Consider the following 19,635-nt stretch of genomic DNA (forward strand, 5'->3'; position numbering starts at 1 on the left):
CACAGGCGAGAAGGCGAAACAGGCATGCGAGGATTTCTGGGTGGCGTGAGCGTAGGGGCGCTGGTCGCAGTTGCGGGGGCGGCGGTGTGGTCGCTGTCGACGCCATTGCCGCAGACGGTCGATGTCTCGCAGGAACTGCCCGTCGCAACATTGCAGCCGCGTGAGGTTCCAGCGCCCCCGTCCGATGTGCCCGGAAGCGACGCAGATCTCGTTGAGGCCGCCCCAGCGGAACCCGACGCAGATGCCCTAGGCCGAGACAGCGCCCCAGATGAGATCGACACCTCGCTGCCAGAGCGGCCCAGCGTGTCGACCGACCCTGAGGTCACATTGGATGGCGCCCCGGATGAGAGCGACACCCCCCGGATTGCGGTGACCTCCGATGCGGATGCGCCCCTGTCCGGTGGGGATGACAGCACCCGCCCCGAGGCGCCCTTGCAAGACACCACACCGGATCTGGGGGCAGGTTCCGTGACACGGCCCGAGGTTTCGGCCGCCTCAGACCTGCCACTGCAGGCGCCAGACGCGGAAATCCCCACCCCCGATCTGTCGACCGAGGCCGATCCGGCGCCCCTGCGCCAGGAGACGCTTCAAGTGGAGGCGCCAGATATCGGCACGCCTCCGGATGTGACCGCGTCGCCAGTGTTGACCACTCCGCCCGTGCGGTCGCTCACCCCTTCTGATCCGGTCGAGGACAACGCGGGGGCAAATGGGGGCGTGAGAATCGCGGATCTGCCGCAGGCCTCCGAGGACCCAGAGGCAAATGCAGGACCCAGCATCGGCACGCGGGTGCTGCCACTGACAGAACGCGACACCACGGGCGCGGATGCGTCTTCTGCGGCAGACAGTAGTGCTGCGCCCTTTGTGCGCAACAGCGAGCCCGCAAACCCGGAGCCGGGCCTGCCTTTGATGTCGATTGTCCTCGTCGAAGAAGAAGGCGCGGTGGGCGCCGAGGCGCTTGAGGATTTTCCCTATCCGTTGACGTTTGCCATCGACCCGAGCGACCCGGATGCGGTCGCACGCATGAAAGCCCGCCGCGCGGCGGGGTTTGAGGTCATGGTGCTGGCGGATCTGCCCCGCGAAGGCCAGCCGCAGGACGCCGAAACCGCGATGCCGGTGTGGTTTGACCGCCTGCCAGAGGCGGTGGGCATCCTTGAGGGCATCGACAGCGGCGTGCAGGGCAACCGGGCGCTTGCGGATCAGGTGGCCAGCATCGTGGGTGATCTGGGCTATGGGCTGGTGCTACAGGACAATGGCCTGAACACGGTCCACAAAATGGCGCTGCGCGATGGTATTCCTTCGGGCGTGGTGTTTCGCGACTTTGACGGCGCGGGACAGGATCCGCGCGCCATGCGCCGTTTTCTGGACCAGGCCGCGTTCCGCTCCGGTCAGGAGGGCGCGGTCATCATGCTGGGACGTCTGAAGCCAGATACGATTTCCGCGCTGCTGATCTGGGGGCTGCAAGACCGCGCCAGCAGCGTGGCGCTGGTGCCGATCTCGACCAGTCTCAAACGCCTGCTGGAGCCGGTCTCAAACTAACACCGACGGCTAACGCAACAGCCGAACGCCAAAAAAAACGTGCTCCACGAGGATCTCGGGAGCGCGTTTTTCTTTTCCCTGCTGGGCATTTAGCTCAGCGGTTGCCGTTGCCGGTAAAGCGCGCCGCATCTGCAGCCGCGCGGCGGATCGCGTTCGATTTATGCACGGTCTCCATATATTCGGCCTCCGGGTCGCTGTCATAGACGACGCCGCCCCCGGCCTGAATATAGAGGTTCTGATCCTTCACGATGGCCGTGCGCAGCGCGATACACATGTCCATGTCGCCGCCAGCGCTGAAATAGCCGACACCACCGCCATAGATGCCGCGCTTTTCGGGCTCGAGCTCGTCGATGATCTCCATCGCACGCACCTTGGGCGCCCCGGAGACCGTACCCGCAGGCATACCGGCAAAAAACGCATCCAGCGCATCCTTGTCCTCGTGGAGTTCGCCAACAACATTCGAGACGATATGCATCACGTGGCTGTAGCGCTCGATGATGAATTCCTCGGTGGGTTTCACGGTGCCGATCTTGGCAACGCGGCCCACATCGTTACGGCCCAGATCCAAGAGCATCAGGTGTTCTGCCAGCTCTTTCTTGTCCGCGAGCAGATCCTGTTCCAGCGCTTTGTCTTCTTCGGGGGTGGCGCCGCGCGGACGGGTGCCAGCAATTGGGCGAATGGTGACCTCGTTGCCAAAGACCCGAACGAGGATCTCGGGGCTGGCGCCGATCACCTGAAAACCGCCGAAGTTGAAGTAGAACATGAACGGCGAGGGGTTGGTGCGTCGCAGCGAACGATAGAGCGCGAAGGGCGGCTGCGGGAACTCCTGCGTCCAGCGCTGTGCGGGCACCACCTGAAAGATGTCGCCGGCGCGGATGTAGTCCTTGGCCTTCTCCACCGCGGCCATGTAGCCGTCCTTGGTGAAGTTGGAGACCGGGGGCGCGACCTCGCGGGCCTCGCCCAGATCGCGGGTCTCGGCGGGCATGGCGCGTTCAAGATCACGCACCGCATCCATCACGCGTTCGGCGGCCTGAGCATAGGCCGCGCGCGCAGACTGGCCTTCGCTGACCCAGGCGGGAGAGACCACTGTGACCTCGCCTTTGACACCGTCCAGCACGGCCACCACGGAGGGGCGGATCATCACCGCGTCCGGCAGGCTGAGTGGGTCGGGGTTCACATCAGGCAGATGCTCCACATGGCGGATCATGTCATAGCCCAGATAGCCAAAGAGCCCCGCCGCCGCCTGCGGCAGATCATCCGGCAGGTCGATGCGGCTCTCGGCCAGTAGCGCGCGCAGTGTATCAAGTGGGTTGCCGTCGAGCGGGGCAAACCCCTCGGGATCGAACCGCGCGGCGCGGTTGATTTCGGCCTGTTCGCCCCGCGCACGCCAGATCAGGTCAGGCTTCATGCCGATGATGGAATAGCGCCCGCGTACCTCGCCGCCGGTCACCGATTCCAGCATGAAGGCATCCTTCTGCGCGCCGGTGAGCTTCAGCATCAAGGAGACGGGCGTATCCAGATCGGCGGCAAGCCGCGTGTAGACCACCTGGTTTTCGCCCGCCTCATAGGCTTTGGCGAAACTGTCGAAATCGGGGATCAGGGCCATAAGCGCATGCGCCTCGTACTGAGTTACTGGAAGTTGGCGTGAACAGCATTCACGGCCTGTTGGTTGACCTGCGGACGGGCGCGGGTCTGAACCGATTGCAGATAGATCTGGAAGATCTCGTTGGAGAGCGACTGGTTCAGCTGATCGCCGAGCGCCTGAGACAGGAACTGCATGTCATTGCCGTCATCCGGGGGCAGGATCTCGTCGAGACGCACCACCACAGTGCCTTCTGCGTCGGAGACAACACGCACTTCGCCCACTTCCATCTCGAACACCTGATTGAGGAGATCAACCGGGGTCTGATCGAGATAGGCGGTCCGGGTAAGGCCGGTCTGCTCGATCACTTCGCGACCTTCGGGGAACTGGCCGTTGTTGCCCTCGGTCGCGGTTTTGATCTGTTCGGCCTGCGCGGCAAGCGCCTTGGCGATCCGGTCGCCCTCGTAGGCTTCGGAAACGGCTGTGCGCGCGTCCTCAAAGGGCTCGGGGCGCGGGGGCAGGACCTCATCGAGGCGCAACGCAAAGAGGCTGCCATCCTCGAGATAGCCCACTTCGGGGAAATCTTCGCTTGTCACGGCCTCGGCCGCGTTGCGGAAGGTGTCATAGGCCGCAATGTCGTCGGTTGTATTCGCGGTCCAGTCAAGCTGGCCGAGCACCACGCCGTTTTCTTCCTCGGCGAGATCTTCGAGCGTCGCGCCACCGGCGAGCGCATCATCCAGCCCTTCGGCGCGGGATTCGATCAGGCGGCGGGCACGGTCCAGAGCCAACTCTTCGCGCAGGACCGGCAGGGCCTCTTCGAAGCTCGTGAAATTCGCTTCGAGCACGCCGTTCACGCGGTAGAGCGCGGGGCCAAAATCTGATGGAAGCGGGCCAACCACGGCGCCCACGTCGGCGGCAAAGACGGCTTCGCCCGCAGCGCCAAGGTCGCCAATCGCCACATCACCCATGTCGATGTCCGACAGGGAGAGTTCGCGATCTGCCACCAGGGTTTCAAAGGTGGTCCCCCCCACATCAAGCTGGGCTTTGGCGGTTTGGGCCGCATCCTCGTCGGGGAATACCAGCTGTTCGACAAGGCGGCGCTCGGGGACATTGAATTCTGCGTCGCGCTCCTCGTAGAGACCGCGCAGGGCGGTTTCATCCACCTCGACCTCATCCACCAGCGCGTCGGGGCGCAGGGCGACATAGGTGATCACCTTGGTCTCGGGCAGGGTGAAATCCTCGATGTGGGTCTCGTAATAAGCCTTGAGCGCATCCTCGGTGGGCGCGATCGCGGTCAGGGGGACGTTGGCCTCAGCAAGGCGTACATAGGAAAAGCTGCGACGCGCACCGATATAGTTGGTGAGTGTCTCGCCCAGCACCGCGGGCATGCGGGTGCCACCGGTGATGGCCCCTTGCAGCAGCGTGCGCGCGGTTTCAGACCGCATGTCGGCCTCGAACTCAGCCTCGGACAAACCTGCGTTATCAAGGGCAAAACGGTAGTTGTCGCGGCTGAAGCTGCCATCAGACCCCTGGAAGGCCGAAATCCGGGTGATCTCTTCGAGCAGCACTTCGTCGCCCACAGACAGGCCGATCTCTGTGAGCTCATTGTCGAGCGCGGCCGTTGCCACCAGCCCCGAGAGCACACCGCGATCCACGCCCATGGCGATCAGCTGCGACAGGGGAATGGACTGGCCGGACTGGGCCTGAATGGCACGTTGTTCCTGTTGCAGGGCGCGGGCGTAGTCATCAACGCTGACGGTGGCATCACCCACGGTGGCCAGCGTGCGGGTGGTGCCGGATACGTTGATCGCACCAAAGCCCGCAAGCCCCACGAACAACAGACCCATGAGGATCCAAACGAAGGTCTTTGAAAGCTTTTTCATGCCTGCGGCCCTTTATGTCGTCTTTTTTGCTGGCGCGCCGGGGCGGGGATGCCGGGCGGCCGAAATTCTGCCGAATGGCTCGGCGGTCTCCTGTCGTCGCCCTGAATACGCGTCTGCCCCGGCGGGAGCAAGCATAGACGCGCGGCGGAGCCCAGAGGTTTTATCAACCGTCAAACTGCGCCAGCCGCGCGAGCATCTCCGCAATGCCGGTCTGATCGACATTGGCAAAGGCAATGCGGAACTGGCGGTGGCCTTCGGGGGCGCCTGCCGGTGTGAACATCGTGCCCGGCAAAAGCAGCATGCCAGCCGAGTGGAGCAGGCGTTGTGCAATCTCGTCAGAGCTTGCCTCGAACGGATGCGCCACATAGGCGAAATAGGCCCCCAGTCCCAAAAGCTGCCAGCCTTTAGCCGCCAGCGGAGCAAATCCGGCGGCAATGGCGTCGCGCCGCGCGAGGATCTCGCCGCGCTCGCCAGCGAGCCAGTCATCGAGATTCTCGATCCCCCATTTGGCGCCGATCTGGCCGATCTGCGCGGGACAGATGGTGACGGTATCGAGGAATTTCTCCATCTCGAGCAGGCGCTCGGGCGCAGCCACGATCGCGCCCACGCGATGGCCGGTCAGCCGATAGGCTTTGGAGAAGGAATAGAGATGTATCAGGGTTTCATGCCAGTCCTTGCGCGAAAACAGCCCGTGGGGCGCGCCATCGCGGCTGTCGAAATCGCGATAGGTCTCGTCCACAATCAGCGTGAGCCCATGACGCTGTGCCAGCTCAAAGAACGCGTCCATCAAGGCCGCGGGATATTCAACGCCGCAGGGGTTGTTGGGGGTGACCAGGACGATTGCGCGGGTGCGCGGCGTGATCAGCGCTTCGGCCTTGGCGACTTCTGGCAACATTCCGTCGCCCACAGGCAAGGGCAGGGTGGTGACCCCCTGCATGTCGAGCCACATCTTGTGGTTAAAGTACCATGGCGTTGGCAGGATGACCTCGTCACCTTCGGCGCAGAGGCTCTGGATGGTGGCGGCAAAGGCCTGATTGCAGCCCGAGGTGATCGCGACCTCGGACGGTGTGATGTCCGCCTCGTAGTGGCGCGTGATTTGGGCGGCGAGAGCTGTGCGCAGATCCGCATTGCCAAGCACCGGTCCGTAGAGATGGGCGCTGGTCTCTGACAACAGGGCGTCGGCCATCGCCTGACGCAGCCCTTCTGGTGGTGGATCGGCCGGGGCGGCCTGACTGAGATTGAGGAGCGGCAGATCGTCGGAAAAGGTCACATCTTCCAGCCAGCGCCGGGATTGCACGATTGGCGAAACAAAAGTGGCGTTGGTGCGGGAAAGATGCATTTGAATTTCCTCTTTTGACGTGACGTAATTTTTTTCGGATTTTTGCTATTTGGCCGCTTTTCAAATCTCAAGACAAGAGATGGAAAACAAAGCCAAAAAAGAAAACGCGCCAACAGGGGCGCGTTTTGTCATTTTCTAAATTGACGCTGGGTCAATCCGTACCCCGGTAAGGTTCGACATACTGCAACGCCATATCCCACGGGAAAAAGATCCAGGTGTCCTGGCTCACGCCCGTGATAAAGGTATCGACCTGCGGCTCACCCTGGGGCTTGGCGTAGACGGTGGCAAAATGCGCCTTGGGATAGAGGGTGCGCACCAGTTCCAGCGTTTTGCCGGAGTCGACCAGATCATCCACGATCAGGATGCCGGTCCCATCGCCCATGATGTCCGCGTCGGGGCTCTTGAGCACCTCGGCCTCGCGACGCTGATCAGCCTTGCCGCCGCCGGAGTGGTAGGATTTCACGCTGATGGTATCCACCGTGCGGATATCCAGCTCGCGCGCGACGATCATTGCGGGCGCCATGCCCCCGCGGGTGATCGCCACCACGGCGCGCCAATGGCCATTGTCGGGGCCAAGCCCGTCCAGACGCCACGCCAGCGCGCGGCTGTCTCGGTGGATTTGATCCCAGGAGATGTGAAACCCCTTCTCATGGGGCAGGCGGTTCGGATCCTTGGTGCTCATCAGGGGTTAGCCTTTCTCGATATCCGGGGCGTCCACGGCCTTCATGCCGACCACGTGATAGCCTGCATCCACATGCAGGTTCTCGCCGGTCACACCAGAGGCCAGATCCGACAGCAGGTAGAGCGCGGATTTGCCCACGTCATCGGTGGTCACATTGCGGCGCAGGGGCGAATTGTATTCGTTCCACTTCATGATGTAGCGGAAATCGCCAATGCCGGAGGCGGCCAGGGTCTTGATCGGGCCGGCAGAAATCGCGTTGACGCGGATGCCGTCCTTGCCCAGATCCTCGGCGAGATATTTCACGGAGGCTTCCAGCGCGGCCTTGGCGACACCCATGACATTATAATGCGGCATCACTTGTTCGGCGCCATAATAGGTCAGCGTCAGCATGGAGCCGCCGGCTTCCATCATCTTTTCCGCACGCGCCGCCACGGCCGTGAAGGAATAGACGGAAATATCCATGGTCATCTGGAAATTTGCGCGGCTGGTGTCGACATAGCGACCGCGCAGCTCGTTCTTGTCGGAAAAGCCGATGGCATGCACAACAAAGTCAAGCTTGCCCCATTTTTCCTCGAGGGACGCAAAGAGTGCGTCGATGGATGCTTCGTCTGAAACATCGCAGGGCAGAACAATGTCGCTGCCCAGCTGTTCGGCCAGTGGTCCAACGCGTTTCTTGAGCGCGTCTCCTTGATAGGAGAACGCAAGTTCCGCCCCGGCCTCGGCGCAGGCTTTGGCGATGCCCCACGCAATGGATTTGTCGTTGGCCAGGCCCATGATGAGGCCGCGCTTACCGGCCATCAGTTGACTAGACATGCAGGTTCTCCGCCTGTGATCGGTTAATAGAATGTCCTTTAGCCCGCTGGGGCAAAGTCATCAAGCCTACTCGCTCTTGTGGGGGCGTTCAATCGGGCAGAACGTCCCCCTTTCCAACGGACTGCAAGGCCACTAGATGTGTGCGCAAGCAGTAGGGAAACACCATTATGTCTGATCGTGAAGGACTCTTTGGCGGCGATGATCCGTTTGAGATCGCCCGCAAGTGGCTGGCAGAGGCCACCGAGACCGAAATCAACGACCCCAATGCCATTGCGCTTGCGACCGTGGATGCCTCCGGCATGCCCAACAGCCGCATGGTGTTGCTGAAGGAAATCGAAGACGCTGCCTTTGTGTTCTATACCAACTATGAGAGCGCCAAGGCACAGGAGATCGAGGCCAGCGGCACCGCGTCCTTTGTGATGCACTGGAAATCCCTGCGTCGCCAGATCCGCGTGCGCGGACATGTCACCAAGGAAAACGGACCGCAGGCGGATGAGTATTTTGCGTCCCGCTCGCTCAAGAGTCGTCTTGGGGCCTGGGCCTCCAAGCAGTCGCAGCCGCTCGCCTCGCGCAGCGCCCTGATGGCAGAGGTGGCCAAGATCACTGCCCAGAAAGGTCCAAACCCGAAGCGCCCGGAATTCTGGGGCGGCTACCGGATCACACCGATTGAAATTGAATTTTGGGCGGATGGGGCCTTTCGATTGCACGACCGTTTTGTGTGGCGAAAAAATACTTCACATGATAATTGGACAATCACGCGTCTTAGCCCGTAAGATCACCGTGAAAACGCCCATGGGCCACTCTGTGGCTCCTGACTCTTTTGCTCTTGAACTCCGATATGGATTTCGCGCAGGTAGGCGTTCTTCACGGAAATAAAAAACGAACCGGTGGAATACTAAAGTGGCCGATGATCTGAGCAGTTTGCAGCATGTCCGTGGACTAGTGAAGTGGTTTGACCCCGCGAAGGGGTATGGGTTCATTGTCTGTCCTGACGATGGTCCCGATATTCTCTTGCACGTGAACGTCCTGCGTAACTTCGGGCAAAGCTCTGTCGCGGATGGCGCCGGGATCGAGGTTGTGACCCATCGCACGGATCGAGGTGTGCAGGCGGTTGAAATCGTATCCATTACCCCACCGGAGCGCGAGGACACCCCCGTCCTGAGCGATCTGGCACAGCTGGATGACGAGGAGCTCAGCAACACACCGCTGGAGCCTGCGCGCGTGAAATGGTTCGACAAAGCCAAAGGGTTTGGCTTTGCCAATGTGTTTGGCCGCGACGAAGACGTGTTCCTGCATGTCGAAGTGCTGCGCCAGTCGGGGCTCTCTGACGTGCAGTCCGGCGAGGCACTGGCGATGCGCGTGATCGACGGCAAACGTGGCCGGATGGCTGTGGATGTGCTTGCCTGGGAGGCAGCCTCTTCAGACACCAGCAGCGTCTGATGATTCGTCGGGCGGCCTCGCATATCGCAGCCGTCGCCCTCTGGGTCGTCACGACCTCTGGTCTGGCTGCCGCGGCCTGTTCGCGGGACCATGTAGATCTGCGCGGCCCGTGGGGTCAGGCGCGGTTCTCGGTCGAAGTGGTCGACACGCCCGAAACCCGCGCTCAGGGTCTGATGCACCGCAAGAGCCTTCCTGCGCGCTCTGGCATGCTCTTCATATACGAAGAGCCGCAGCGCGTGGCTTTCTGGATGAAAAACACTTTGATCCCGCTCGACATGATCTTTGTCGAGGCGGACGGCGTCGTATCGCACATCCATAAAAACGCTCTGCCCGGGGATCTTACGCCGATTCCGGGGGGCGATCAGGTGTTGGTCGTGCTCGAGGTCAACGCTGGCATCGTCGAGACCTACGGGATTTCAGTTGGCACTGAGATGCGGCACGAAGTTTTTTCATCTGAAGCTGCAAAATGGCCCTGTTAGGGCTTTTCAAATCAGAACAGCCCCGTTAGGAAGACGCACGGTCCGGGGCGTGGCGCAGTCTGGTAGCGCACCTGTTTTGGGTACAGGGGGTCGTGAGTTCGAATCTCGCCGCCCCGACCATTTCTTCCTCACATGATGAAGACCCTGCTATCTGCTGAACCTTCGGGTTCAGCAGCGGCGTCGGGTGCAGGAAACTCAACCCGCTCTTTTGGGTGAGTTGACGCTCAGATCACGTTCCAGAGAGAATCACTCCCTACGAATAGCGGGTCGGTTCGTCGGTATACCCACATATGGTGTTTACCCTTTGTTTAGAAACTGACGCAATCTGGCGTCAGGAGGGGTCAAAATCTGCTCGAATTTTTTGCGGAAGCAGCGCGTCGCGTGCGGGGCGTTGCAGATCGGTCGCGGCTCTGAATACGGCCGGTAAATCATCCGTGAGTTGTTTCAAAAATGCCACTGTATCGATGCATTCTGCGCGTGCACGAATGACGTCCTGCGGACAAGCCCCTCTCATTACGAGAGTTTTCATCTTTCCTTAACCAAGCATTCAAATTTGGCGATCCACCTCTGCGCCTGTGGATGAATCATATGCTCGGCGCGACCCTCGAAACCGTAAAAACGGTCAACTGGATTCTGGTCCGTAAAATTTGAAAATTTGCGTTGACCCTTTAGGCCCTCTTACGCGAGATTGTGGGTGTCGCTTGGGGGCGCCACAAGATCTAGTTGGATTTCAATCGCTGCTCCCTTGCATGGTGCTTAGTGCAAAACCGTTAATTTGGGGCCGGTGTAGGGCCTTCGAGCGTGGGAGCGAACCTGCGCCGGATGATGGATTTTGTGCTTAGCCCCTGGCGGCAACACAGGCCGGTACGCTGGGTGCCGGTGCGCAAGCGGGACTAATTGGGACAGGTGTAGCCATGAAAATCGAGCGTCGTTTCACAGAAGCAGGACAGGATGCCTATGCATCCTTGGATTTCATCGGGGCGACGTCCGAGATCCGTAACCCCGATGGGACCATCGTGTTCCGGCTCGCAGGCATCGAGGTTCCATCGACCTGGAGCCAGGTGGCCAGCGACGTCATAGCGCAGAAGTACTTTCGCAAGGCCGGTGTCCCGTCGCGCCTGAAGAAAGTCCGCGAGAAAGGCGTGCCGGAGTTCCTGTGGCGTTCGGTTCCAGCTGATGACAATGTGGAGCTCGGCGGCGAGACCTCCTCCAAACAGGTGTTCGACCGTCTGGCCGGGGCCTGGACCTACTGGGGCTGGAAGGGGGGCTATTTCTCCTCCGAGGAGGACGCGCGCGCCTATTTCGACGAGATGCGCTATATGCTGGCGACCCAGCGCGCCGCGCCCAACAGCCCGCAGTGGTTCAACACCGGCCTGCACTGGGCCTATGGCATCGACGGCCCGGCGCAGGGGCATCACTATGTGGATTACAAGACCGGAAAGCTGACCAAATCCGACAGCGCCTATGAGCACCCGCAACCGCACGCCTGCTTTATCCAGTCCGTGTCGGACGATCTGGTGCAGGACGGTGGCATCATGGATCTCTGGGTGCGTGAGGCGCGCTTGTTCAAATACGGCTCCGGCACCGGCACCAACTTCAGCCATCTGCGGGCCGAGGGCGAGAAGCTCTCTGGTGGGGGCAAATCCTCTGGTCTCATGGGCTTTTTGAAAATCGGCGATCGTGCTGCTGGCGCGATCAAATCAGGCGGGACAACCCGTCGAGCAGCGAAGATGGTGATCGTGGATGCCGATCACCCGGATATCGAGCAATTCATCGAATGGAAGGTGCTCGAAGAACAGAAAGTCGCCTCCATCGTGGCCGGCTCCAAGATGCACGAGAAGATGCTCAACGGTATCTTTGAAGCGCTGCGGACGTGGGACGGTCTCTCTGAGGATGCCTATGATCCGGCCGAAAATACCGCTCTGAAAAAAGCGATCCGCGAAGCCAAAAAGGTAGCCATCCCAGAGACTTACATCAAACGCGTGCTGGATTATGCCCGTCAGGGCTATGACAGCATCGAGTTCCCGACCTATGACACCGACTGGGACTCTGAGGCCTATTCGTCGGTCTCGGGCCAGAACTCCAACAACTCCATCCGCGTCACCAATGCATTCCTGCATGCGGTCGAAAAGGACGCCGATTGGGAGCTGATCAACCGCACCGACGGTCAGGTCGCCAAGACCGTGAAGGCGCGGGATCTCTGGGAGAAGGTCGGCCACGCAGCCTGGGCCTGCGCCGATCCGGGTATCCAGTTCCACGACACCGTCAACGAGTGGCACACCTGTCCCGAAGACGGTGAGATCCGGGGCTCAAACCCTTGTTCTGAATACATGTTCCTGGACGACACCGCCTGTAACCTGGCGTCGCTGAACCTCCTGACCTTCTATCAGGGCGGCGTGTTCCAGGCCGAAGATTTCATGCACGCCAGCCGTCTGTGGACGCTGACGCTGGAAATCTCGGTGATGATGGCGCAGTTCCCATCGAAGGAGATCGCGCAGCTGTCTTATGACTTCCGCACGCTGGGTCTGGGCTATGCCAACATCGGTGGCCTGCTGATGAACATGGGTTACGGCTATGACAGCGACGAAGGCCGCGCGCTTTGCGGATCTTTGACAGCGATCATGACTGGTGTGGCCTATGCGACCTCTGCCGAGATCGCCTCCGAGCTGGGGCCCTTTGCGGGCTATGAGCGCAATGCCGACCACATGCTGCGGGTGATGCGCAATCACCGCAATGCGGCCTATGGTGCCACCGAGGGATATGACAAGCTCACCGTGAAGCCGGTGCCGCTGGACTTGCAGAACTGCCCGGATGCGCGTCTCACGGAACTCGCGATGAGCGCCTGGGACGAGGCGGTCCGCCTTGGCGAGGAACACGGCTATCGCAACGCCCAATCCACCGTGATCGCGCCCACCGGTACCATTGGTCTGGTGATGGACTGCGACACCACCGGGATCGAGCCGGACTTTGCCCTCGTGAAGTTCAAAAAACTCGCAGGTGGCGGGTATTTCAAGATCATCAACCGCTCGGTGCCCTCGGCGCTCGAAGGGCTCGGCTATTCCTCCGCGCAGATCGAAGCGATCGTGTCCTATGCGGTCGGTCATGGCTCCATCGGGAACGCGCCGGGGATCAACCACACCTCGCTCACCGGTCATGGTTTTGGCCCCAATGAGCTGGCAAAGGTGGACGCTGCACTTGAGAGTGCCTTTGACATCCGGTTTGTGTTCAACCAGTGGACATTGGGCGAGGAGTTCTGCACCGGCGTGTTGGGCATTCCTGCCGACAAGCTGAATGATCCGGCCTTTGATCTGCTGCGTCACCTTGGGTTCTCCAAGGCCGACATCGAGGCTGCCAATGACCATGTCTGCGGCACCATGACGCTTGAAGGTGCGCCGCATCTCAAGGAAGAGCATTATTCGATCTTCGATTGTGCCAACCCCTGCGGAAAAAAAGGCAAGCGTTATCTTGGGGTTGAGAGCCATATCAAGATGATGGCGGCCGCGCAGAGCTTTATTTCGGGCGCGATTTCCAAAACCATCAACATGCCCAACAACGCCACCATCGAGGACTGTCAGAAGGCCTACGAGCTGAGCTGGTCCTTGGGTGTGAAGGCCAATGCGCTCTATCGTGACGGCTCCAAACTGAGCCAGCCGCTCGCGGCGGCGCTCGTTGAGGATGACGACGAGGCGGCGGAGGTGCTCGAGAGCGGCTCGGTGCCGGAAAAAGCGGCTGTTCTGGCCGAGAAGATCGTCGAGAAAGTGGTCATCAAGGAGGTGATGAAATCTCATCGCACCAAGATGCCGCAGCGCCGCAAGGGCTATACGCAAAAGGCGGTTGTCGGGGGCCACAAGGTCTACTTGCGCACGGGGGAATATGAGGACGGAAACCTCGGCGAGATCTTCATCGACATGCACAAGGAAGGCGCGGGCTTCCGGGCGATGATGAACAACTTTGCCATTGCGGTCTCTGTTGGTCTGCAATACGGCGTGCCGCTCGAGGAATTTGTGGATGCCTTCACATTCACGAAATTCGAACCTGCGGGCATGGTTCAGGGCAACGATTCGATCAAGAACGCGACCTCGATCCTCGACTATGTGTTCCGCGAACTCGCCGTCAGCTACCTTGATCGGACGGATCTGGCGCATGTGAAGCCCGAAGGCGCAACCTTTGATGATCTGGGCCGTGGCGAAGCAGAAGAGGGCGTGTCGAACCTCTCTGAGCTGAGCGATGGGGCTGCGTCGAAATCGCTCGAGGTGCTAAAGCAGATCTCCTCTACCGGCTATCTGCGCAAGCGTCTGCCGCAGGAACTGGTGGTGCTGCAAGGCGGCCAGACCAGTGTAGCGGTGACCGCTCTGGATGGTAGCACTGATCCGGTTGCAGCCCTGCAAAAACTGGTACCTGAGACCTCTGAAGCCCCGGCCGCGAGCAGCGCAATGGACGCGCGCACCAAGGCCCGGATGCAGGGTTATGAGGGGGATCCTTGCGGCGAATGCGGCAACTACACGCTGGTGCGCAACGGCACCTGCATGAAATGCAACACCTGCGGCTCCACCTCGGGCTGTAGCTAAGAGATCTCCCGGCGCCAAGGCGTGCGCCGGGATCCAAGACCGCATCCGTAGGCTTACCTCGGGGGATGCGCAGGGGATGAGGCGGCTCTTTTGGATCTGCGGGCATCCCCGACGAACAAGAGGGATCACTGTGGTTGATCTCTCACCAGGATCGGAGCTCAGACATTTGGAGTTTCGAAATCTGTCTGGGGTGGGTGCGCTCACCCCATACGCCGAGAAGGACAAGGCAAGAAAAACATCGGGCGGTCAACAAAAAGAGCCTGATCGGCGAAACTGGCCCTCTCCCAATCGGAGGGGGCCTTTGCTTTGGCGAAGCCACTGTTCCCCGGCGCGGCAGCAAGCCGGATTTTTGCGATCTGATGCCGATTTTCCCAGCCGACTGAACGAATTGTTAAGCATAATGAACGACCCTGAACACAGGGCCGGAGTCGCGCGGCCCGGCGGCCTTTCGGGGCTTGTACCTTCTTGTTTTGATGGGGTTGACCGATGCGCTTTGCTGCTCGGCATAACATGGGCGTCCTGTGTGGTCTGACACCTCTTTTGGGGGCTGTCGCCGCGCTCGGCCTGCTGGTTGGGTCCGCAGGGCTGGCCGATGACTGGTCCGGGCGGTTTCTTGGCGCGCGACTGGCGAGCGGGACACTCTCGCCGGAACCCATCCCAACGCTGCGCGCGGAGCCTCAGGCGGGGCGATCTGTGCCGCAGGCGGACTCAGGGGCCGGCTATCGGGTCGAATTTCCCCCTGTTGCAATCGCGCCGGGTGAAACGGCGACCTTCGAGTTGGTCCCGCGCGCCGTCGGTTCTGTCTTTGTCGAGGAACTTCCGGAGCAAGCGGCCCTCAGTCTTGGGTGGGAAGTTGAGATTTCTCCGGGCTTTCAACTGCGGGGCAGCGTCAGCGGAGATTATGGCGATGATGGCAACTATTCCCTGTCACCAGAGCACCGGCAATTGGCGCTTACCGCCTCCTTTCGGTTCTGATCGGCGCAACCGCATCCCTGCGGAGAATGCCGAACGCCGGACAGGCTGCGTGTATGGGCGGGGGTAGGATTTCGGCGGCACCTAAAGAATTTGAGGTCCAACGGCTGGAGCGTGAGTCTTGGACCAGACACCCAAAGGTTCAACAAATTGAGACGGACACGCTCGCTAACAGACTTGCTGACAAAATGGCCGACAGCGTGGCGGAAAGGGCCACTTAACTTCGGATCGTGTTATGGTCCCAGCCGGACACTCTGCCGACACCGCAGTGTGGCAAGGCGTAAACGCAACACCTGAACCAAGTGCGCGGAGGAACGCCTGCGAACTCCGGGCTTGGCCGTTGTCACAACTTGTGCTAGGCCCAAGCCATGGCGCATATCGAAACCATTATTACCATCTGTATTGCCTGCTGATCCACAGCGGGCTGGTTTCTGTCGTTCTCTTTCTTGTGACAAGTTGCTAAGCCCGCGCTACGCGCAGCGCGCTTGCTGTGGTGCTTGGGATTTGCCCGCGCTGACTTGTTGTCGAAGGAGCTGACATGACGACGATCAAATTGCACAACTCAAAGACCCGCAAGAAAGAGGTCTTTACGCCGATTGATCCCGACAATGTGCAAATGTATGTCTGTGGCCCAACGGTTTATGATCGCGCGCATCTCGGGAATGCCCGCCCGGTGGTGGTGTTTGACGTTCTCTTTCGCCTGCTGCGCCACGTCTATGGCGACAAGAAAGTCACCTACGCGCGCAATTTCACCGACGTCGATGACAAGATCAACACTCGCGCCGCCGAAAGCGGGCGCGCAATAGGCGAGATCACCTCGGAGACGATCCAGTGGTTCCTTGAGGATATGGGCGCGCTTGGGGCGCTGGAGCCCACGCATATGCCACGCGCCACGGAATACATCCCGCAGATGATCGCCATGATCGAAGAGTTGATCGCGCGCGATCACGCCTATGCCGCTGAGGGGCATGTGCTCTTTGCGGTGGACTCCTGGCGCGAAGGGTATGGGCAGCTCTCGGGACGGTCGGTTGACGATATGATCGCTGGCGCGCGGGTTGAGGTGGCACCCTACAAGAAAAACCCGATGGATTTTGTGCTCTGGAAGCCGTCGGATGCCGACCAGCCGGGCTGGGAGAGCCCCTGGGGTCGGGGACGGCCGGGATGGCATATCGAATGCTCTGCCATGAGTCATGATCTCTTGGGGGAAAGCTTTGATATTCATTGCGGTGGCAATGACCTGATGTTCCCGCACCATGAAAACGAGATCGCCCAGAGCTGCTGTGCCAACCCCGAAGGCGAGTTTGCGCGCTATTGGCTGCACAATGAGATGCTGCAGGTCGAGGGCAAGAAAATGTCCAAGTCGCTGGGCAATTTCTTTACCGTGCGCGACCTCCTGGATCAGGGCATCCCGGGCGAGGTGGTGCGATTTGTGTTCCTGCAGACCCACTATCGAAAGCCGATGGACTGGACCGAGAAGAAAGCTGCCGAGGCGGAGGCGACGTTGCGCAAGTGGCGGGCGCTGACGGCGGGCATCGAGCCCGCCGCCACCGCAGCTGCCGCGGTTGTGGACGCGCTGTCGGATGATCTCAATACCGCAGGGGCGATTGCCGAGATGCACAAGCTGGCGGCGGCTGGCGATGGTGCAGGGCTTTTGGCGGCTGGCCAACTGGTTGGCCTTTTGGGCGATGAGATGGGCGAATGGGCTGCTGCGCCCATAGTGGATCTCTCGGCCCATGAGGCGCGCCTGTTTAAGGCACGCCAGGCGGCTATGGAGACCAAGGACTTCTCCGAGGTGGATCGCCTGAAGGCCGCCTATACCGAGGCAGGGCTTGAGGTGCGCATGTCCAAAACCGGGGTGGAATTGGTCCCGGGCGCAGGCTTTGACGCTGCAAAGCTGGAGGCGCTGTCGTGACGGAACGGCTCTATCTTTATGACACCACCCTGCGCGACGGTCAGCAGACCCAAGGGGTGCAATTCTCCACGCTTGAAAAAAAACAGATCGCCCAGGCCCTTGACGACCTAGGTGTGGACTATATCGAAGGCGGCTGGCCGGGGGCCAACCCCACCGACAGCGCCTTTTTCGATGAGGCGCCCAAGACCCGCGCGACGCTCACCGCCTTTGGCATGACCAAGCGGGCAGGACGTTCGGCGGCAAATGACGATGTGCTGGCGGCTGTGATGAACGCAGGCACCCGGTCGGTCTGTCTTGTGGGCAAGTCGCATGATTATCACGTAACGACCGCGCTTGGGATCAGCCTTGAGGAGAACCTCGACAACATCGCGCAGTCGGTCGCGCATATCGTGGCCGAGGGGCGCGAGGCGCTGTTTGATGCAGAGCATTTCTTTGATGGCTACAAGGCGAACCCGGAGTATGCGCTGGCGGCCTGCCGCGCCGCGCTCGATGCGGGCGCGCGCTGGGTTGTTCTGTGTGACACAAATGGTGGCACGCTGCCGCATGAGGTGTCTTGGATCGTCACCGAGGTGATTGCTGCGGGTCTGCCGGGCGAGAAGCTCGGCATTCACACCCACAATGACACCGAAAACGCGGTGGCCTGTTCGCTGGCAGCGGTGGACGCCGGGGTGCGCCAGATCCAGGGGACGCTGAATGGGCTGGGGGAGCGCTGCGGCAACGCCAATCTCACCACGCTGATCCCGACGCTGCTGCTGAAGGAGCCCTACGCGAGCGGCTATGAGACAGGCGTGCCAAAAGGCGCGCTGGCCCGGCTCACCAAGATCAGCCGGATGCTTGATGAGATCCTCAACCGGGTGCCGCAGAAGCAGGCCGCCTATGTGGGGGCCTCGGCCTTTGCCCATAAGGCGGGCCTGCACGCCAGCGCGATCCTCAAGGACCCGTCAACCTATGAGCATATCGACCCGGCTGTGGTCGGCAACGGCCGCATCATTCCGATGTCCAATCAGGCCGGGCAGTCGAACCTGCGCCGTCGTCTGGCCGAGGCGGGCCTCACGGTTGAAAAAGGCGACCCTGCGTTGGGCCGTATTCTGGAGCGGGTGAAGGAACGTGAGACCGAGGGCTACTCCTATGACACCGCGCAGGCCTCGTTCGAGCTGCTCGCGCGCGAAGAACTGGGCCAGATGCCAGAGTTTTTCGAAGTGAAGCGCTACAAGGTCACCGTGGAGCGGCGCAAGAACAAGTACAACAAGATGGTGAGCCTCTCCGAGGCGGTGGTCGTGGTCAAGGTCGACGGTGAAAAGCTGCTCTCGGTGAGTGAATCGCTGGATCCCTCGGGCAGCGACCGTGGACCGGTGAACGCGCTCGCAAAGGCGTTGCGCAAGGATTTGGGGCGCTATTCCAAGGTGTTGGACGATATGCGCCTGGTCGACTTCAAGGTGCGGATCACCCAAGGGGGCACCGAGGCCGTGACTCGCGTGATCATCGACAGCGAGGACAGCAAGGGACGGCGCTGGTCCACGGTTGGGGTCAGTGCCAACATATTGGATGCCTCGTTTGACGCGCTGCTTGATGCGATGAACTGGAAGCTTCTGCGGGATGCATCTGAGGCAGTGGATGCAGTTTGACGATGACCTGATTGCCTGCGCCGAGGCGGTTCAGAAGGGCGATCCAGACCGGTTCCTGGCCGCAATGGCCGCGCCGGTAGAGGCGCGTGCTGTGCTGTTTGCTCTCTATGCGTTCAACCTGGAGATTTCGCGTGCGCCCTGGGCCAGCCAGGAAAGCATGATTGCAGAGATGCGGGTGCAATGGTGGCGTGATGTGGGCGCAGAGATCGCCGCAGGCGGGCCGGTGCGCAGACACTATGTGGCGACACCTCTCACGCGGCTTGTTGATCGCAGCGCGGCGCGAGCGATTGACGCGATGGCGGAGGCGCGACGCTGGGACATCTACCGCGACCCTTTTGAGGATGAGGCGGCGTTTGATGCCTATATCGACGCAACCGCTGGGGGGCTGATGTGGATGGCGGCGGCCTCTCTGGGGGCGGCAGACGAAGCCGTTGTGCGGGACTATGCCTATGCGGCGGGCCTGGCGGCCTATATGCGGGCGATCCCGGAGCTTGAGGCGCAACACCGCGTGCCGCTCTTGGATGGGACCTCTGCAGGGCTGGTCGCCTTGGCAGAGCGTGGGCTGGATCGGCTGGCAGCGGCGCGCCGTCGCCGGGGCGCGGTCTCACCAGCAGCGCGCGCGGCGCTCCTGCCCGGCTGGCAGGCGGAGGCGCTATTGCGGCAGGTGCGGGCAGAGCCCGAACGGGTTGGGGCAGGGGCGCTCGGCGTCAGCGAGTTCCGCCGGCGTATCAGCCTGATGTGGCAGGCTGGCAGCGGGCGCTGGTAGCTGCGCCCGCGCAATGGGGACTGAGACTGCGGCTGGCG

The 19,635-nt window shown here is 61.2% G+C and carries 14 protein-coding genes and 1 tRNA gene; 10 read left to right on the plus strand and 5 right to left on the minus strand.

What is annotated here, in order from left to right:
* Positions 1-24 precede the first annotated feature (24 nt).
* Positions 25-1,536, plus strand: coding sequence for a divergent polysaccharide deacetylase family protein (locus ACZ1HH_RS05605; protein ID WP_487320421.1), 1,512 nt, complete (start codon positions 25-27; stop codon positions 1,534-1,536).
* Positions 1,537-1,630: 94 nt separating this feature from the next.
* Here the strand turns inward: ACZ1HH_RS05605 and trpE are convergent, their stop codons facing one another.
* The 5 genes from trpE to fabI all read right to left on the minus strand — a co-directional run bounded on the left by trpE (position 1,631) and on the right by fabI (position 7,835).
* On the minus strand, positions 1,631-3,142 hold the full coding sequence (trpE, locus tag ACZ1HH_RS05610; protein WP_472636099.1) for an anthranilate synthase component I: 1,512 nt from the start codon (positions 3,140-3,142) through the stop codon (positions 1,631-1,633).
* Between the two features lie 23 nt (positions 3,143-3,165).
* Positions 3,166-5,001: a peptidylprolyl isomerase gene (locus ACZ1HH_RS05615; RefSeq protein WP_472636100.1), complete on the minus strand. Its 1,836-nt coding sequence runs from the start codon at positions 4,999-5,001 to the stop codon at positions 3,166-3,168.
* Between the two features lie 163 nt (positions 5,002-5,164).
* Positions 5,165-6,340: an aminotransferase gene (locus ACZ1HH_RS05620; RefSeq protein ID WP_472636101.1), complete on the minus strand. Its 1,176-nt coding sequence runs from the start codon at positions 6,338-6,340 to the stop codon at positions 5,165-5,167.
* 151 nt (positions 6,341-6,491) lie between these two features.
* On the minus strand, positions 6,492-7,022 hold the full coding sequence (gene gpt / locus ACZ1HH_RS05625) for a xanthine phosphoribosyltransferase (RefSeq protein WP_472636102.1): 531 nt from the start codon (positions 7,020-7,022) through the stop codon (positions 6,492-6,494).
* A 6-nt stretch (positions 7,023-7,028) separates the two neighbouring features.
* On the minus strand, positions 7,029-7,835 hold the full coding sequence (fabI, locus tag ACZ1HH_RS05630) for an enoyl-ACP reductase FabI (protein ID WP_416368326.1): 807 nt from the start codon (positions 7,833-7,835) through the stop codon (positions 7,029-7,031).
* A gap of 167 nt (positions 7,836-8,002) precedes the next feature.
* Here fabI and pdxH point away from each other — a divergent pair, with 167 nt between their 5' ends.
* The 9 genes from pdxH (at position 8,003) to ACZ1HH_RS05675 (ending at position 19,597) form a co-directional block, all read left to right on the plus strand.
* Positions 8,003-8,608 carry a pyridoxamine 5'-phosphate oxidase gene (pdxH, locus tag ACZ1HH_RS05635; RefSeq protein ID WP_011538488.1) on the plus strand — a complete coding sequence of 202 codons (606 nt, stop codon included), beginning with the start codon at positions 8,003-8,005 and terminating at the stop codon, positions 8,606-8,608.
* Positions 8,609-8,735: 127 nt separating this feature from the next.
* Entirely contained in the window at positions 8,736-9,275 is a 540-nt protein-coding gene (locus ACZ1HH_RS05640; RefSeq protein ID WP_011538489.1) for a cold-shock protein, read from the plus strand.
* Positions 9,275-9,754 carry a DUF192 domain-containing protein gene (locus tag ACZ1HH_RS05645; protein ID WP_416368327.1) on the plus strand — a complete coding sequence of 160 codons (480 nt, stop codon included), beginning with the start codon at positions 9,275-9,277 and terminating at the stop codon, positions 9,752-9,754. Before ACZ1HH_RS05640 ends, ACZ1HH_RS05645 begins: the two co-directional genes overlap by 1 nt.
* Positions 9,755-9,797: 43 nt before the next feature.
* Positions 9,798-9,874 (plus strand) — tRNA-Pro (locus ACZ1HH_RS05650).
* Positions 9,875-10,668: 794 nt separating this feature from the next.
* Entirely contained in the window at positions 10,669-14,322 is a 3,654-nt protein-coding gene (locus tag ACZ1HH_RS05655; RefSeq protein ID WP_487320422.1) for a vitamin B12-dependent ribonucleotide reductase, read from the plus strand.
* Between the two features lie 486 nt (positions 14,323-14,808).
* Positions 14,809-15,297 (plus strand): hypothetical protein, encoded by a 489-nt coding sequence (locus tag ACZ1HH_RS05660; RefSeq protein ID WP_472636103.1) that lies wholly within the window; start codon positions 14,809-14,811, stop codon positions 15,295-15,297.
* 535 nt (positions 15,298-15,832) lie between these two features.
* Entirely contained in the window at positions 15,833-17,206 is a 1,374-nt protein-coding gene (cysS, locus tag ACZ1HH_RS05665) for a cysteine--tRNA ligase (protein WP_472636104.1), read from the plus strand.
* Positions 17,203-18,831: a citramalate synthase gene (cimA, locus tag ACZ1HH_RS05670; protein ID WP_487320423.1), complete on the plus strand. Its 1,629-nt coding sequence runs from the start codon at positions 17,203-17,205 to the stop codon at positions 18,829-18,831. The genes cysS and cimA overlap by 4 nt, the downstream gene beginning before the upstream one ends.
* Positions 18,821-19,597 (plus strand): squalene/phytoene synthase family protein, encoded by a 777-nt coding sequence (locus tag ACZ1HH_RS05675; RefSeq protein WP_472636105.1) that lies wholly within the window; start codon positions 18,821-18,823, stop codon positions 19,595-19,597. Before cimA ends, ACZ1HH_RS05675 begins: the two co-directional genes overlap by 11 nt.
* Positions 19,598-19,635: the final 38 nt, after the last annotated feature.

It is taken from the genome of Epibacterium sp. HA2-3 (assembly GCF_055693725.2).

Coding starts and splice junctions, on each gene's coding strand:
- ACZ1HH_RS05645 (WP_416368327.1), top strand. CDS start 9,275: ATGATTCGTCGGGCGGCCTCGCATATCGCAGCCGTCGCCCTCTGGGTC.
- ACZ1HH_RS05605 (WP_487320421.1), top strand. CDS start 25: ATGCGAGGATTTCTGGGTGGCGTGAGCGTAGGGGCGCTGGTCGCAGTT.
- ACZ1HH_RS05675 (WP_472636105.1), top strand. CDS start 18,821: ATGCAGTTTGACGATGACCTGATTGCCTGCGCCGAGGCGGTTCAGAAG.
- gpt (WP_472636102.1), bottom strand. CDS start 7,022: ATGAGCACCAAGGATCCGAACCGCCTGCCCCATGAGAAGGGGTTTCAC.
- ACZ1HH_RS05615 (WP_472636100.1), bottom strand. CDS start 5,001: ATGAAAAAGCTTTCAAAGACCTTCGTTTGGATCCTCATGGGTCTGTTG.
- ACZ1HH_RS05660 (WP_472636103.1), top strand. CDS start 14,809: ATGCGCTTTGCTGCTCGGCATAACATGGGCGTCCTGTGTGGTCTGACA.
- ACZ1HH_RS05655 (WP_487320422.1), top strand. CDS start 10,669: ATGAAAATCGAGCGTCGTTTCACAGAAGCAGGACAGGATGCCTATGCA.
- trpE (WP_472636099.1), bottom strand. CDS start 3,142: ATGGCCCTGATCCCCGATTTCGACAGTTTCGCCAAAGCCTATGAGGCG.
- cysS (WP_472636104.1), top strand. CDS start 15,833: ATGACGACGATCAAATTGCACAACTCAAAGACCCGCAAGAAAGAGGTC.
- ACZ1HH_RS05620 (WP_472636101.1), bottom strand. CDS start 6,340: ATGCATCTTTCCCGCACCAACGCCACTTTTGTTTCGCCAATCGTGCAA.
- pdxH (WP_011538488.1), top strand. CDS start 8,003: ATGTCTGATCGTGAAGGACTCTTTGGCGGCGATGATCCGTTTGAGATC.
- fabI (WP_416368326.1), bottom strand. CDS start 7,835: ATGTCTAGTCAACTGATGGCCGGTAAGCGCGGCCTCATCATGGGCCTG.